Annotated in this window: 14 protein-coding genes and 1 pseudogene; 10 read left to right on the top strand and 5 right to left on the bottom strand. The window is 63.5% G+C overall.

What is annotated here, in order from left to right:
* Nucleotides 1-497: 497 nt before the first annotated feature.
* The 7 genes from CRT60_RS06585 to CRT60_RS35520 all read left to right on the top strand — a co-directional run bounded on the left by CRT60_RS06585 (nt 498) and on the right by CRT60_RS35520 (nt 6,522).
* Nucleotides 498-743: a hypothetical protein gene (locus CRT60_RS06585; protein WP_098735647.1), complete on the top strand. Its 246-nt coding sequence runs from the start codon at nt 498-500 to the stop codon at nt 741-743.
* A gap of 34 nt (nt 744-777) precedes the next feature.
* Nucleotides 778-981 carry a hypothetical protein gene (locus CRT60_RS06580; protein WP_098735646.1) on the top strand — a complete coding sequence of 68 codons (204 nt, stop codon included), beginning with the start codon at nt 778-780 and terminating at the stop codon, nt 979-981.
* A 273-nt stretch (nt 982-1,254) separates the two neighbouring features.
* Nucleotides 1,255-1,986 carry a hypothetical protein gene (locus CRT60_RS06575; RefSeq protein WP_143273113.1) on the top strand — a complete coding sequence of 244 codons (732 nt, stop codon included), beginning with the start codon at nt 1,255-1,257 and terminating at the stop codon, nt 1,984-1,986.
* Complete coding sequence (locus CRT60_RS06570) at nt 1,983-4,016, top strand: integrase catalytic domain-containing protein (protein WP_098735644.1); 2,034 nt, start codon at nt 1,983-1,985, stop codon at nt 4,014-4,016. Before CRT60_RS06575 ends, CRT60_RS06570 begins: the two co-directional genes overlap by 4 nt.
* Before the next feature lie 10 nt (nt 4,017-4,026).
* Complete coding sequence (locus tag CRT60_RS06565) at nt 4,027-5,028, top strand: TniB family NTP-binding protein (RefSeq protein WP_098735643.1); 1,002 nt, start codon at nt 4,027-4,029, stop codon at nt 5,026-5,028.
* 9 nt (nt 5,029-5,037) lie between these two features.
* Entirely contained in the window at nt 5,038-5,871 is an 834-nt protein-coding gene (locus tag CRT60_RS06560; RefSeq protein ID WP_098735642.1) for a TniQ family protein, read from the top strand.
* Between the two features lie 240 nt (nt 5,872-6,111).
* Nucleotides 6,112-6,522, top strand: a complete 411-nt coding sequence (locus CRT60_RS35520) for a hypothetical protein (protein ID WP_143273112.1) — start codon at nt 6,112-6,114, stop codon at nt 6,520-6,522.
* 7 nt (nt 6,523-6,529) lie between these two features.
* Here the strand turns inward: CRT60_RS35520 and CRT60_RS06555 are convergent, their stop codons facing one another.
* On the bottom strand, nt 6,530-6,919 hold the full coding sequence (locus CRT60_RS06555) for a hypothetical protein (RefSeq protein ID WP_098735641.1): 390 nt from the start codon (nt 6,917-6,919) through the stop codon (nt 6,530-6,532).
* Nucleotides 6,920-7,157: 238 nt separating this feature from the next.
* On the opposite strand from CRT60_RS06555, the pseudogene CRT60_RS37740 reads away from it, so the two are divergent.
* Nucleotides 7,158-7,535 (top strand): annotated as a pseudogene (locus CRT60_RS37740) (TniQ family protein); the annotation flags it as partial.
* A gap of 51 nt (nt 7,536-7,586) precedes the next feature.
* Nucleotides 7,587-8,627: a hypothetical protein gene (locus CRT60_RS06550; protein ID WP_244592319.1), complete on the top strand. Its 1,041-nt coding sequence runs from the start codon at nt 7,587-7,589 to the stop codon at nt 8,625-8,627.
* A 338-nt stretch (nt 8,628-8,965) separates the two neighbouring features.
* Here the strand turns inward: CRT60_RS06550 and CRT60_RS06545 are convergent, their stop codons facing one another.
* The 3 genes from CRT60_RS06545 to CRT60_RS06535 all read right to left on the bottom strand — a co-directional run bounded on the left by CRT60_RS06545 (nt 8,966) and on the right by CRT60_RS06535 (nt 11,808).
* Nucleotides 8,966-9,631, bottom strand: coding sequence for a DedA family protein (locus tag CRT60_RS06545; RefSeq protein WP_098735639.1), 666 nt, complete (start codon nt 9,629-9,631; stop codon nt 8,966-8,968).
* 359 nt (nt 9,632-9,990) lie between these two features.
* Nucleotides 9,991-10,488, bottom strand: coding sequence for a YciE/YciF ferroxidase family protein (locus CRT60_RS06540; protein WP_098735638.1), 498 nt, complete (start codon nt 10,486-10,488; stop codon nt 9,991-9,993).
* A 285-nt stretch (nt 10,489-10,773) separates the two neighbouring features.
* Complete coding sequence (locus CRT60_RS06535) at nt 10,774-11,808, bottom strand: aldo/keto reductase (protein WP_098735637.1); 1,035 nt, start codon at nt 11,806-11,808, stop codon at nt 10,774-10,776.
* 142 nt (nt 11,809-11,950) lie between these two features.
* On the opposite strand from CRT60_RS06535, the gene CRT60_RS06530 reads away from it, so the two are divergent.
* On the top strand, nt 11,951-12,868 hold the full coding sequence (locus CRT60_RS06530) for a LysR family transcriptional regulator (RefSeq protein WP_204561764.1): 918 nt from the start codon (nt 11,951-11,953) through the stop codon (nt 12,866-12,868).
* Between the two features lie 48 nt (nt 12,869-12,916).
* Here the strand turns inward: CRT60_RS06530 and CRT60_RS06525 are convergent, their stop codons facing one another.
* Nucleotides 12,917-14,344: an MFS transporter gene (locus tag CRT60_RS06525; protein ID WP_098735635.1), complete on the bottom strand. Its 1,428-nt coding sequence runs from the start codon at nt 14,342-14,344 to the stop codon at nt 12,917-12,919.
* Between the last annotated feature and the right edge of the window lie 39 nt (nt 14,345-14,383).

The raw sequence follows: 14,383 nt of genomic DNA, 5'->3' as shown, positions 1-14,383 counted from the left end.
TGGTCTTCAACGTAGCGGGTCGGCTGGTCTCGATGACTGCCGGATGCTATCTCTGACATCACGGCACAGGCTCGAATCTAAACCTCGCTCAGTGCTCCGAGTTGGAGCCGCGCGCCACCCGCAAGAAACTGGAGACGCATTTATTCCTCTTTGACCCGGGGTTTCAGCCGGTGGGCGCTCTCCAAACCCGCTCATAAACCAGCGAAATTGCTGACCAAAATATTTCTAATTCCGCGCTTACCAACCGTCTCACCGAAGTCATTCACAAGGATTTCAGAACATTGAAAATCACAGCTGAGAGCCACGAGATTTCTTTGTCAACATAACTGCGGGGATCCTATCACATTCAGACCATAATCATTTCGGATGGTGCAAATTTATGCTGACTGTTACCCAACAGGAGTGTCCAGCCGAATGGCTTCCAGCGTTACAGATTCAGGATTGACACCCGAACACTTGAGGAACATTATCCCGCCCATGGATGACAGGAGGGATAAATGTCCTATCATGGAGCCATCATCTTACAGATGTACCGGTGCACCGCAGATGCCTCGGAACTGATGCGCGACGAGCCGGTCATCTGCCGCAATGAAACCGACGCTTGGAGCCGCATTGAGCGCATGATGGCCCGACCTCGGTATCGGGGAGCGCACATCCTCCGCACCAACGCCAACGGAACCCCGGTGGAGATCCTGGCCCGCATCGGGCAGGTTCTGCCCATCAGCAACCTCCCGGACCTCTGATCGCCCGCTCAACAAGTTGACAGGAGGGCATCTCATGGAAGCGGTCGAGGGTGAACGTGTCGCAGGCTACCTGATTCTGACGGACATAGAGGGTCGCCGCCACGCCCTACGGGCCTCCACAGTGCTGGGTATCAGCGAGGCCGACGACTTCGGCGACGAATGCCTGCTCCAAATGCCCGGCGGCCGCTTGTTGCGGGTGAAGCGCTCCCTGGACGAAATCCTGACTTGGTTGTGCTGAGCAGAAAGAAGGTTCCCTGCCTCCGTGACGGTCTGAACCGATCGCGTGCAGGTCGAACTTGATAGCAAGGACAAAACCCATGTTGACAAGGGTCGACAGCCGAGGGTATAAAGCGATCATGTCGAATCGCGCACCCGCATATCATTGCTCTCTAGTCAGCCCGGTGGCTGGCTCGCGCGCCTTTTTCGGCATCATATCGGCCTAATCCCCTGCTTTGAACCTGCCGTCGGCTTCTGACGACGGCTTGCCACGTTCACAGTGGATTGGCGTCCTATGCGCAAATTCAGCCCCCTTGCACCTTTCGGTGCCACCCCTGAGCTTGGCATTTTCAAACTTCAGGCCACGCGCTGCCGAAAACTCTTGCGCAGCCCTCAGAAGCCGAAGAAAGCGCCCACCAAAGAACGCAAACCCGTCCTGCTCTTTCCGAGCATGAAGGCTGGCCTGATCGGCGCCCGACGGTACTGGTACATCGAACTATTTTACCTGCTGGACGCGGACCCGGTCGTGGTGTCGTACACCACCGAAACGACGCAGATGGTCTTCGAATCCGACGGCGCGGCGCGTACTCACCGGCCGGACATCGTGGTCGAGGAGCGGTCCGGCCGCCTTGCCCTCAGCTTGCTGCTCGAAGCCGAGGCCACCAACCCCGATAACGTCCACGGCATCGCCGTCCTGAAAGAACTCTACGCCGAACGCGGGATGCGGTTCCAGGTCATCACGGATGCCGACTTGAAGGGGTCCTCTCGGCTCAACAACGCGAAGACCCTGTTCCGGCACCGCGACATCCCCTTGCCGAGCACGATGAACTTCGCTTTGGCCGCTGCGGTGGCGCGTGGCCCCTTGCCAACGCTCGGCGCTGTGCATCAAGCGCTGGGCGGAACCAACGAAGCCTGGATAGCGGTGCTCGGCCTGGTCGCCCGAGGGTTCATCGAGGCCGACCTCGGCATTCCGCTCGGCTCATCCACCCGAATTATCCGAATCGTTGGCGATGGAGTACGCTCATGACCGCCCAGCGTTTGCGCAAAGACCAATTCGTCGCCATCGACGGGAACATCTTCCAGCTTCGCCGGGTGGTCACCCGCCAAGCTGACGGTGCCCGGGCCTACCAGTTCGAACATCCCGAGACCGGCGAAATCATCACCAAATCCATTGCCGAATACGAGCAGGGCTTCGTCGAAGGCACCATCGAACTGGCGGAGGATCCGGCCAAGGCATTGGATCCCGAGACCAAAGCGTTGCTGAACGTTGACTTCGGATCTGTGCCGGAGACCATGCGCAAGGCGGCCCAGCGTATCTTGCCCTACGTGCGCGGCTTCCATGACCGCTGCGTCCGCAGCAAATCCAAAAAGCCGCTTACAAAATTCATCAATGAACTCGCCGCGGAGATCGGCGATACGCATCCGCCCGCCTGGAACTCCTTGTGCCGACATCTGGGCCAATGGGAAAAGGCAGGCACTCGCGACGTCCGCATCCTGGTTCCTAAATATCACAAGCGTGGTCCCAGACAGCGCCAGATGCACCCGTTCATCCAGGAAAAGCTGACGTGTGCAATCAACGAGGTCTACCTCACGACTTCCAAGAACAAGGCGAAGCATGTCCGAGCGGCGCTGTTCGAGGAGGTCAAACGCTGGAACGCTGAACACGGTCCCGAACAGCAGTTGGCCTGTCCGGCGCTGCGAACCATCCAGCGGGCCATCAAGGACATCGACCGGTACACGAAAGCCTTGAAGCGCTTCGGCAAGGCCTTCGCCGACCATCACTTCAAAGCGGTCATGGTCGGTCCTGAGGCCAAAGACCTACTCGAGTTCGTGGAAATCGACCACACGCAGGTCGACCTCAAGGTGTTGGATGACGAAACGGGTTCGGTCCTGGGGCGGCCATGGATCACGGCGGTCATCGACCGCTACAGCCGGTGCATCGTCGGCTTCTACATCGGCTTCACCCCACCGTCGATCACCTCGGTGATGATGGCACTACGGCACATGATGACTCCGAAGGAGTACGTGAAGCAACGTTACCCTGAGGTGCAATCCGAGTACCCGTGCTGGGGCGTGCCCGATCAGGTCATCTGCGACCATGGTGCCGAGTTCCACAGCGAGAGCCTCATTGAAGCCTCCCAACAGCTGGGCTTCACGATGACCTACGCCCCGGTCGGTTGCCCGGAGTTCAAAGGCAAAATCGAGCGCTTCTTCCGAACCGCCAACGAGAATGTCGGCCACACAGTCACCGGTACCGCTCATCCCGGTGTGCGGGATGGCATGGTCGCGGAGACGGCAGGAGCAGCGCAGATGCCCTTCAATGTCTTCGTCGCTCGCTTCCACCGCTGGGTACTCGACGTTTACCATCGCAGCGTTCACGAGGGCATCGTCGACATCCCGTTGCGCCGGTGGAAGGAGGCCGAAGCCCGACGAGAACCGCGTCGCCCGCCATCTATGAAGTCTCTCAATGCCCTGCGCCCGAGCGATAACGTCACCATCACTCGTGAAGGCATCAAGCGGGGGCGTCTGCGCTGGAACAGCCAGGAGCTTCAAGCCATTCGGACGCTTCCCGATTTTAAGGCGCAAGACACCGTAAAGATCCGCATCAATCCGGATGATGTTCACACCATCGAGGTCATCCATCCGAAGTCCGGCCAGCCGTTTGCCGTCGGACCTGCGGACCCGAACTTCCCGACGGGTATTACGCTGTTCCAATGGGAGCGTGCGGTGAGCTTGGCCAACTCACGAGCCTCGGGGGCAGTCAACCACGACATCATCATGAAGGCGTTGAACGACCTGCGCATCCAGGCTGACCAGCTTCTCCGCCAGAAGAACCGGTTCCACACGAAGAAAGTAGCCCGCTTCAAGAACATCGGCATGCAACCCGGAGACTTCACCCCCAAGGATCCGGCCGATGGCAACGCTACTCCCGAGCCTGTGAACGAAATGCCTGCCGTGAGTGCACAGGAGGTCGCTGACCCCATGCCGCCGTCGGCTCCACCAGCACAGGCCTGGGCGACGAAGATCCTGCGCAAGAACAATCCCCAACCCATCTGAGGCCCGCCCCATGACCACCGAAGACATCAAGAGCCCCCGCATGCGCGCCGTCGAGGCCATCCGAGCCTGGTACGCCCGCTACCCGGAACTCGAGGACATCCGGCAACATTTCGACCGCCTGCGCGGTCGCGACAACTCTCCTGGCGAAGCGGGATGCATGCTGCTGCATGGTCCCGCACGGTCCGGAAAAACCCGCCTTATCACGGACTATGTCGAAGACCACCCGCCTGTTCGCGGGGAAGACGGAGACCGCCAGGAGGTGGTTTACATCAAGGCACCCTATCCGTGCACCCCCAAGAACCTGATGGAACAGGTTGCCCGGGATCTTGGGCACCCGCGCCCGAACGCCATCCGCACCAGCCGTTATGGTCGAAGCGGGCGCCTGTTCGACACCATGGACGTCGTGCTGAACTACGCCCGCGATCTTGGGGTGCAGCTTATGTTCATCGACGAGATCCATCAGATGATCGACCAGAAGAACAACCGTGCAGTGATGGATGGCGCGACGCTGCTCAAGGACCTCGTGAACGAGGCGACGTTCTGTCTGGTGGTCTCCGGCACCTCGTCTGCCAAGCGTATTTTCGAGTGCCATGAGGAACTGCGCGGGCGAATGCTGGGGAACTTCGAACTCCAGCCGTTCCAATGGTACGATGCGAACCGGCGGGCCACGTTCCTCACTTTGCTTGAGGGCCTCGATGGCGAGTTGCCTTTCGAGCGCTCCGGACTGGCCGATGACGACATGGCGGTGCGCATCCATGTCGCCTCCCGTGGCCTCATCGGCGAAGTCGCTAAGCTCATCGAAAATGCGGGGGTCCTGGCGGTTCTGCAAGACGCCCCGCGCATTCTGATGCGGCACCTTGCTGAGGCTTACGAGATGGCGGCACTGGAAAAGGGCGGCGCCAACCCGTTCCTCGGCCCGGCTCCCAAACCGCTGAAGCTGGATGCACTACCTCCGGACGGCCTGATCATCCGCCATCCTGGGATGCGTGGTGACGAGGTCTTCCGCCCGTAGGAGTCCCCAATGCGCCCGCTCCGCTTACGCATCCGTCCTCACGAAGGCGAAAGCCTGTCTGGAGTTATCGTGCGCTCAGCGGAGCGGGCTCGGCTGGGATCGGCATTGGAGAATGCTGCCATGGCAGGCCTTCGACTTCCGGGGTCGGCGGTCTCGAACGACGACCTTACCCCTCTCGCTTTCCTGACCGGCATTCCATCCGACCGCCTGGACGCGATGGCCTATCGGCCAGTCGACGGTGGGCGGCACCGATACCTGGGCAGCGCCATCGACCGCGACCTGATCGCTCTTCGACCACGGCGGGTCTGCCCCGTGTGTCTGAAGGAGACGGGTTTTCACCGCATGGAATGGGACTTCGCGCCCGCCACAGCCTGCCTTCGCCACCATTGCCGGTTGGAAACGTCATGCCCGGTGTGCGGTCGGCGCTTCGGCTGGGAACATCCGTCGTTGACGGAGTGCCCTTGCGGCGCGTCGATCACAGCCCTGCTGCCACGGATTATACCTGATGCCGTGGTATCCGCGCTCAGCGACCTCTACGCCATCACCAGTGGCGCGAGTTTGCCATGGATACCCCCGGAACTTACCGACTGCACGCCCTCGGATCTCCTGAAGGCGACGCTGATGATCGGGATGGTGGTCACTGGATGGAACGGGCGCCACCGTGTGGCGTCGATGGTCGCCGCCGGGGTCGAGGCCGTGGACGCCATCATGGTCGCCGGAGCCAACGGGTTGCACCGGTGGCCCGCGTCCTTAGAAGAGATACGTCGGACAGGAATTCGTCCACCATGGGTCTGGGCAGGCTCAGCGCCCTATCTGCTGCACCTCCGTAGGGCCGCAGGATGAACAGCTAGATTTTTGGACTAAAAAGGAAGCAGCCTTCCTGTCCATGCAACAAGACATTTCCGAGACCTTGGCTGAATTCGACGAGAAAAGGATATTTCATGCTGAGCATGAGGTTCTGGTCACCGAAGGTGGCGTACTCAAAGGGAGCATAACTGAGGAGCCCACTCGGGGAATATGGATTTGAGTTGAGTTGCCAGAACACTGTTGGCATCATCCCTTTCCGTATTACAGGAGCCGGATATGCAGCACCGTTATGGAAAATTCAAAGTCGAAGGAGTGACCTGGCACTTTGCACGTTGTCAGGTTTCCGGTTACGTGACGCGTGCGAATGCAGACCCAAAGCGCGCCGAAGCCGATGCCGATGCGATCGATGCAGAGTTCAAGAAAGCAAAGGAGACCGCTGAGGCGTCAGGTGAGAATTTTTCTCCCAATGTTTGGGTCCCAGTGAATACAAGCGTCGCCAATCGTATCTACAACGATGATATTCCGATCCAATGCAGGGTCTGGTCTGTCCCAACAGACACCGACCTTTCACGCCTTGCAGTCGTTGGACCTGATAGAGAGATATTTGATGAGGTCTTTAAAGATGAGTACGATGCTATTATTGAAGCCAGAAAACTAAATGGTGACAGCGTGCCAGGCTATAAATAATTCCTAGTTAGCACTGAGCATTCAATATATTTTTGAATTCAGCCAGCTGCCTAACAGCCAAACCATCGCCGGACTCAAGGATAAATCCTTGATATTTCTCGATGTCAATAGCAAGAAAAGACCACTCTTCAGCCGCTATGTGCCGCGAAAGGTTGTTCATGATACTCCGAAGAGTAGATAAATTCACCTGAGCAATATTCATCCCCCGGCGCAGAAGGAAAACCGGCTGGCCTTTGCTGATCGAAAGAGCAGACTGGCGCTCCAGATCTTCTAGAGTAAGCGGCGTTGTCCATACTTTTCTCAAGTCATCCAACATCTCTTGACTGCCATGGAAAAGACGCTCGTTGTCGTAGTCGTGCACGGTTTCCGCAGCGGATTCAATGCTGTCCAGGCACATAGGGACCTCCTTCGTCGACCTTTCTCTATCCTGGATCGAAACGTTGCCTACATGGAAGAGTGAGCATCACGTTCTGGATGAATCTCGTTTGGATGAATGCGATCATCCGTGGCCCCTGGTTACGTGGGCCACATGATCGGCTGCTACACCGAAACGACTCTTCCATCACCGGTAAACGGTCATTTCACAAATATCCACGAATCCTAGGGCCAACCAAGGCCGCCAGGATTTCGCTGTCATGTCTCCCCATTTTCGCCTTCGTGTGCCACCTATCGAAGGCGAGAGCCTGCTCGGGTTCCTGTGGCGACTTGGAGCCCGGAACTGCATCAGCTTGGGGACGCTGCACCGTATGGCGGGGGCCCCCAACCGGACGAACAGCCCCACTCCCGATACCCTGAAGCGTTTGGCCGACTTGACAGGGATAGCGGTCGACGTGCTCGCCAACTTGTCCTGCCGGACCGACGCACCCAACCAGACCCGCCGGTTCGGCAAACATGTTCTGCCCCGCCGCCTTGTGTCTTGGCGGCGCCGCCGGTTCTGCCCGGGCTGCATCGCCGAGTCCCCGCATCACCGTGCCATCTGGGACGCCTCCATGGTGTCCATCTGCCCACTTCACGCCTGCCGCTTGGTATTCCGGTGCGACGCATGCGGAAATTCCTTAGAATGGGTGGGCGACAACCTCTGGACCTGCCGCTGCGGGCGGGATTTCACAAGGATTTCGGCAGAATCTATCGCTCACACGGATCTTGTCGGCACTCAGGTCGTCTATGGCATGCTTGACCAGCCATCGTTCGAGGCGACATTCCATGCACTGAAGGTGATGTTGCCCTTCGCCGACCTGGAGGTAGGGCAAGGACTCGATCTGCTACACAGCTTAGTCATGACGCGCCCGGCACTGGCGCATTGGAGCGTCCCGGGGGACGAGGCTGACGAGAACGTGCACGTGGCCTTGAATGAGGCGCTCGAGGCGTGCCACGCGTGGCCAACCGGGATGGGGGCGTTCCTGGCGTCATCGGCCCAGCGCACGGACGACCCGGTGCGCATCTGGGTGAATAGTCTGCCATCAGGCGTCGGCGAACGTGTGAAGGCGAACCTGCTGGCCACCATCACCGAGCCGGGAGGCGAACAGCAGGGACACAAGACCTTCGAGGATAAGTCGACCATTTCCATGGACGAGGCTGCGGCGATGCTGGGCATCCCGGTAATCCGCCTCCAATGCGTCCCTAACCTCTGCATCTTCCTGAGCGGAGAGCGGAAGCGCGGTTCGCTCAGGGCCCCGCTGCTGCGGTCCATGGTCGTCGAACTGGCCAAGTCAACGGAGCGCCTGCTGACGAAGTCGGAGGCCAGCGACATCCTAGGCGTCTCCCCCGTGACATTCGCTGCCATCGTGCAAGCCGGAATGGTGCCGGATGTGACCGGCAAGGCGCCGAAGTCGGGCACCCTGTACGACTCGGCGGAGGTCCGCCGCTTCCTCAAGGGGGTCCTCGAGCGCGTCGTCGTCGACCCGGCGCTCGACGGCGGGCCGGAGGCGCGCCTCGGGTCAAGCAAGACGCGACCGGCGTTACACGGAGGGCGCAGCGTTCCGGTCCTGCGTGGGCTCATCGAGGGCCGCCTGCGCTGCGCCCGAGTCGACAGCCAGGCCGTCGGCCTGCATCGCATCGTCCTCAACGCGATTGAGACATCCAGGTTCGTCGCAAGCGGACATTGATCTCAGGAATTGTGTCGTTTGCTGCGGCCTGTCTCATTATTGCTGACGTGGAGTCTCACGAATGGTGTCGCCACGCAACGTGGAATCAATGGGTTAGCGGGCATTGAGTCTCGTTAATTCTGTCGCGGCACAATGGGCCGCGCGACAGGCACAATCGGACGAGGATGGAGCCAGTGAGGCAATGCGGCAGGACCGAGGAAACGCCTGGATTTTGAACGCCTCCGCCAAAGTCGGCCGGACGGCTGGGCAGGGCGGCGGAGCGTTCACCGGCGAAAAGGGTACAATCGGCCGGCTCGACATGAGTTGTCACTCCGAACAGTCAGCCCCCTGCCAAACAGCTAGCAGCCCGTTCCTGCCGGCGATCCCTCGACGGGCGGAGCGGGCGCGCAGGATTTGGCCGCCCCTTGTCCCATGCCGCCCTCGGCGGCTGGTGCGGGGCGGTCCCCCACGCCGCTCCTGTCGTAGCCGGTCCAGGCGAGATGGCCCGGCGACATCAGCAGCGGCGCCCAGATCACGGCCGACAGGACGTTGAACGCCTGGAACTTGCGATGGGGCATCGCCATCATGCCGGCCGTCGTCGGCACCACCGCACGCAGCGGGCCGATGAAGCGCGCCAGGAACACGCTCTTGCTGCCATGCCGGAGAAAGAAGGCTTCGCCACGGCCGCGCAGTTCGGGATGCCTGCTGAGGGGCCAGAGCCGGAACATGCGCTCGCCATAGCGTCGGCCCAGCCAGTAGGACGTGGCGTCCCCCAGGATCGCGCCGCCCGCGATCGCCAGATAGACCGACCAGAAATCGAGAACGCCCGCGGCGACGAGCGCACCGCTCGCGGTCAGCATGACGACGCCGGGGATGAGAAGCCCGACGAGCGTCAGCCCCTCCGCGAAGGCCATCAGGAAGATGATGATCTCCGCCCAGTCCGCATGCGTCTCGATGAAGCCCGCGAGCGCGGTCCCATAGGCCGTGAAATCCAGGGCCGCGAAATCCGGAAGCCCCGTCAGCACGGCGTCCGCGCCCGCGTCGTCTCGCGTGTCGAAGCAGGCTGGCAGCCGGGGCGGGGCGGATCGATCATGACGAGGGCCTTATCGCGGGTTCGGGCGCTTCACAGCTGGGCCCGTCGCCATGGCCGTACAAGACCGCGCCGTTCGGTTTATGCCGCGGGGTCGGATAGAACAGCGGGCCGCGACCGGTCGGCGGTCAATGCCAAAGCCCGGTCGCATGCCAGCGCGGACGATGGGCAGGGTCAAGAACAGCAGGACAATGGCGCTTCTGCCCGCAGCCTATACGGCGAAGGCATTCGGCACCGAGGTTGGCAGGTGATGGGCAAGCGACGACCGCGCCCGGCACGGCCGTCGCCGACCGATCACGCCGCCTTGAAGGCGCGCTGATTGACCTCGCCCTCGGCAAGCTGGGTCAGCTTCTCATCGGTTGCCTTTTCCTCGCTGAGCGTCTCATCGAGCAGCTTGGCGACGTCCGTCAGTCCGCACGTCTCCGCCAGCGTCCTGAGGGAGCCGTAGCTGGCAATCTCGTAATGCTCGACCTTCTGGGCGGCCATGATCAGGGCGACATCGAGAACCTCCGGCGAGAGACCCTGCTCCATGATCTCTTCGGCTTCCTCGATCAGCCCCTGGGTGGCTTCACAGGTGTTGCCGGTGGGGTCGGCCTGGAGGATCTGGAAGATCTGCTCCAGACGCTTTACCTGCCCATCCGTCTCCTTGAGGTGGGTCTGGAATGCCTGCTTCAGCTGAGGAGATGACGCCGCGTCCGCCATCGCGGGCAGCGCCTCGAGGATTTGGGTCTCGGAACTGTATGCATCCTGAAGCTCCTCGATGAGGAGATCCTTGAGTGCTTCCTTGGACATGTGGGTGCTCCTGACGGCTGTTTCCGGTGATGGCGGTTGGCGAGTGCGCGCTAACCTCAACAGGGATGCAGCACATTCCTTGCGGGCAGATCTTCGGATTGACCGTCGGTACAGCAGGCGCCGGTTGATCGCCGTGATTGGGCTGCGGGCTTCGGTGACCACAGGATCACGACCGTGGCTTCCGCCGTCACTGGCGAAGAGGCACGCGCGCCACCGGGATGCGCATCGCAGGGTCTGGCCTATGCGCCGCTCCGACGCAGAGCGCCTCAGGATCCCTCCGAGACCCTAAACGGGCATCGGATTGAGCCGGGCGAACCCCTCCTGCGTGCGGTACGGGTAATAGGGATAGGCGGGCATCACGTCGCTGGCCGCGTCGAGACGGGCGATCTGCCCGGGTTCGAGCGTCCAGCCGACAGCCCCCAGATTGTCCCGCAGCTGCGCCTCGTTGCGAGCACCGACGATCACCGAGGAAACGGTCGGCCGTGCGAGCAGCCAGGCGATGGCGACCTGGGGAACGCTGCGCCCGGTCTCGGCCGCCACGGCGTCGAGCGCGTCGACGATGCGGTAGAGGCGTTCCTCGTCGACGGGCGGCCCCCACTGGGCGGTGTCGTGGAGGCGGCTGCCCTCGGGGATCGGCTGGCCACGGCGGATTTTGCCGGTCAGCCTGCCCCAGCCGAGCGGGCTCCAGACCAGCGCGCCGACCTTCTGGTCGAGGCCAAGCGGCATCAGCTCCCATTCATAGTCGCGCCCGGTCAGCGAATAATAGACCTGATGCACGACATGGCGCGGCCAGCCATGACGGTCGGCGACGGCGAGCGACTTCATCAGCTGCCAGCCCGCGAAGTTCGAGGCGCCGATGTAACGCACCTTCCCGGCGCGGACGAGCGTATCCAGCGTGTGCAGCACCTCCTCCACCGGCGTGAAGGCGTCGAAGGCGTGCAGTTGGAGCAGGTCGATGTAATCCGTCCCGAGCCGGCGGAGCGCCGCCTCCACGGCGCCGATCAGCCGGTGATGGGAGAGGCCCGCGTCGTTCGGCCCGTCGCCCATGGGTAGCCCGGTCTTGGTCGAGATCAGCAGCGTGTCGCGCCGCCCGCGGATGGCGGCGCCGAGCACCTCTTCCGAGCCGCCGTCCGAATAGACGTCGGCGGTGTCGAAGAGCGTGACGCCGGCATCGAGGCAGATGTCGATCAGCCGACGGGCATCCCCGACGTCGCTGTTCCCCCAAGCCGAGAACAGCGGACCCTTGCCGCCGAAGGTGCCGGTCCCAAAGCTGAGCGCGGGCACCTTGAGGCCCGATGCGCCGAGTGTCCGGTACTCCATGTCCTGTCCTTCCGTGATCGAGGCTGTCGCGGCCGCGCCGATGGCAACGGCCGCCTGCCAAGGATATAGCCGACGGACCAGCTGTGAATTAGGCTGCCGCCAGTCTCAGAACTTGTGACACGGGGTCATCATTGTGACGCGGATGGATGTCAACCGGGCGGCCGAGATGGAGGTTTTCGCGCGGGTCGTCGATCTCGGCGGGTTCACCGCGGCGGCCCGTGCCTGCGGCCTCACGCCATCGGGCGTCAGCAAGCTGATCACGCGGCTGGAGACACGGCTGGGCACGCGGCTGCTCCACCGGTCGACGCGGCGCCTCAGCCTGACGCCGGAAGGTCAGGCCTTCCACGCCCGCGCGCTGCGGATCCTGGGAGAGATGGAGGAGGCCGAGCGGGAGGCCTCGGCCGGTGCGACGCCGCGCGGACACCTGCGCGTCAACAGCAACGTCCCCTTCGGCATGCGCCACCTGATCCCGCTGGTGCCCGAGTTCCTGGCCGCCCATCCCGGCGTCACCATCGACCTCGTGCTGTCGGATGCGGTGGTCGACCTGATGGAGGAGCGGGCCGATGTCGCGATCCGGACCGGGCCGCTGCGCGATTCCAGCCTGATGATCCGCAAGCTGGGGAGCACGCGCATGGTCGTGGTCGCCTCCCCCGCCTATCTGGCACGGCATGGGACGCCGGGACACCCGGACGAGCTTGCCCGGCACAAGGGAATCGGCTGGACCTTCCCGCGGACCATCGGCGGCTGGCCTTTCAGGACCGAAAGCGGAAGCGACAAAGAGATCGAGGAGCATATGCCGCCCATCGCCGCACGGGCGAGCGACGGGGACGCCGCGCGCCTGCTTGCCCTGGGCAGCGTCGGGCTGGCGCGTCTGGCGCGCTTCCAGGTGGAGACCGACATCGCCGCCGGTGCGCTTGTGCCGGTGCTGGAACACATGAATCCCGGCGGCAGCGAGGACATCCACGCCGTCTATCTCGGAGGTCCGGGCCCCCTGCCCGCGCGCGTCCGCGCCTTTGTGGACTTCATGGCAAGCCGCTGCCAACTGAGCGATGCCAGCTGACCGATGAGCGATGACCGGGGCGCAATCGTGCTGCGCCTCGCCCGGCCTTTACCGCCGCCCTGCCGTCCGGACGGCGAGGAGGAGCGCCACGGCGATCAGCCCGGCCGAGACGGCGAAAATCGTCCGGGTTCCCGCCGCGACGGCCTCCGGCACCGCGACGGCCACCTCCGTCCCCACCCCCAGCGTGAAGATCGTTCCCATCACCGAGGCGCCGGTGATCAGCCCCAGATTGCGCGACAGGTTCAGCACCCCCGACACCACGCCGCGGCGGTCCTTCTCCACATCGGCCATCACCGCCGTGTTGTTGGCGGTCTGGAACAGCGCATAGCCGGCGGTGACGACGACGAGCGGCCCGACATAGCCAGCCACGCCCAACGTCGCCGGCAGCAGCGCCAGCAGCACGCAGCCGCCGGCCACCGCCCCCAGCCCGGCGACCGTCATGCCGGCGGCGCCGAAGCGGTCGACCAGCCGTCCGGCCGGCACGCCGGTCAGCGCCGCCACCAGCGGTCCGGCCGACATCCCCAAGCCGACCGCCGCCGCTCCCAGCCCCAGCGCGCGGGCGAGATGGAACGGCCCCACCACCAGGGTCGCCATCAGCACCGTCGCCACCAGCAGGCTCATCGCCAGGCGCCCGCACAGCGTCCGGTCGCGCAGCATCTCCAGCCGCAGCAGCGGCGACGCCGTCCGCGCCTCCACCGCCAGGAACAGCCCGGCCCCGCCGGCCGCCGCCAGCAGAAGCGTCAGGTCGGACCAGCCGAAGCCGCCGCGCCCGCCGGTCATCGCCAGCGCGTAAGTCCCCAGCGTCAGGGCCAGGATCAGCGTGCCGGGAATATCGAAGCTCCCCCGCCCCGCCCCGCCTGCAGTCTCCACCCCCCGGTCGGCCGGCAGGCAGCGCCGCACCAGCAGGAAGGCCGCGACGCCCGGCGGCACGGTGACCAGGAAGATCGCCGGCCAGCCGAAGGCCGCGATCAGCAGGCCGCCCAGCGTCGGGCCGAGCGCGGTGCCGACCGCCGATGTCGTTCCCATCAGCCCCATCGCCCGGCCGATCCGCTCCTTCGGCACCGCATCGCCGACGAAGGCGGTGGCGAGCGCCATCATCGCGGCGGCCCCCAGCCCTTGCACCGCCCGGGCCGCCACCAGCATCCACAGGCCGGACGCGGCGGCGGAGGCGGCGGATCCCGCCGTGAACAGGGCGATCCCGGCCAGCAGCAGGCGCCGCCGCCCGACGATGTCGCCCAGCCGCCCGACCCCGACGATCAGCGTGGTGATCGCCAGCAGATAGGCCAGCACCACCCATTGGACCTCGCGGAACGGCACGTCGAACGCCTGCGCCAGGGCCGGCAATCCGACATTGGCGATGCTGGTGCCGAGCGAGGACAGCAGCATCGCCAGCGCCAGCCCGGCCAATCCCCCCTGTGCCACCAGCCCTCGCGCTGGTCCGCCCGCCAGTTCCTGCTCCGCAACCGCTTCCCTCATGACGCCTCTCCTTCCCGAATGACAGGCATCCAGGCTAGG

Source organism: Azospirillum palustre (assembly GCF_002573965.1).
Lineage (GTDB): Bacteria > Pseudomonadota > Alphaproteobacteria > Azospirillales > Azospirillaceae > Azospirillum > Azospirillum palustre.
The sequence above is the reverse complement of the archived record's forward strand: the minus strand, read 5'-3'. Positions and strand labels throughout refer to the sequence as shown.

Excerpts from the sequence above, each read along its gene's own strand:
- CRT60_RS06585 (WP_098735647.1), top strand. The coding sequence starts at position 498 with ATGTCCTATCATGGAGCCATCATCTTACAGATGTACCGGTGCACCGCA.
- CRT60_RS06570 (WP_098735644.1), top strand. The coding sequence starts at position 1,983 with ATGACCGCCCAGCGTTTGCGCAAAGACCAATTCGTCGCCATCGACGGG.
- CRT60_RS06540 (WP_098735638.1), bottom strand. The coding sequence starts at position 10,488 with ATGTCCAAGGAAGCACTCAAGGATCTCCTCATCGAGGAGCTTCAGGAT.
- CRT60_RS06575 (WP_143273113.1), top strand. The coding sequence starts at position 1,255 with ATGCGCAAATTCAGCCCCCTTGCACCTTTCGGTGCCACCCCTGAGCTT.
- CRT60_RS06535 (WP_098735637.1), bottom strand. The coding sequence starts at position 11,808 with ATGGAGTACCGGACACTCGGCGCATCGGGCCTCAAGGTGCCCGCGCTC.
- CRT60_RS06580 (WP_098735646.1), top strand. The coding sequence starts at position 778 with ATGGAAGCGGTCGAGGGTGAACGTGTCGCAGGCTACCTGATTCTGACG.
- CRT60_RS06565 (WP_098735643.1), top strand. The coding sequence starts at position 4,027 with ATGACCACCGAAGACATCAAGAGCCCCCGCATGCGCGCCGTCGAGGCC.
- CRT60_RS06555 (WP_098735641.1), bottom strand. The coding sequence starts at position 6,919 with ATGTGCCTGGACAGCATTGAATCCGCTGCGGAAACCGTGCACGACTAC.
- CRT60_RS06560 (WP_098735642.1), top strand. The coding sequence starts at position 5,038 with ATGCGCCCGCTCCGCTTACGCATCCGTCCTCACGAAGGCGAAAGCCTG.
- CRT60_RS06530 (WP_204561764.1), top strand. The coding sequence starts at position 11,951 with ATGGATGTCAACCGGGCGGCCGAGATGGAGGTTTTCGCGCGGGTCGTC.
- CRT60_RS35520 (WP_143273112.1), top strand. The coding sequence starts at position 6,112 with ATGCAGCACCGTTATGGAAAATTCAAAGTCGAAGGAGTGACCTGGCAC.
- CRT60_RS06525 (WP_098735635.1), bottom strand. The coding sequence starts at position 14,344 with ATGAGGGAAGCGGTTGCGGAGCAGGAACTGGCGGGCGGACCAGCGCGA.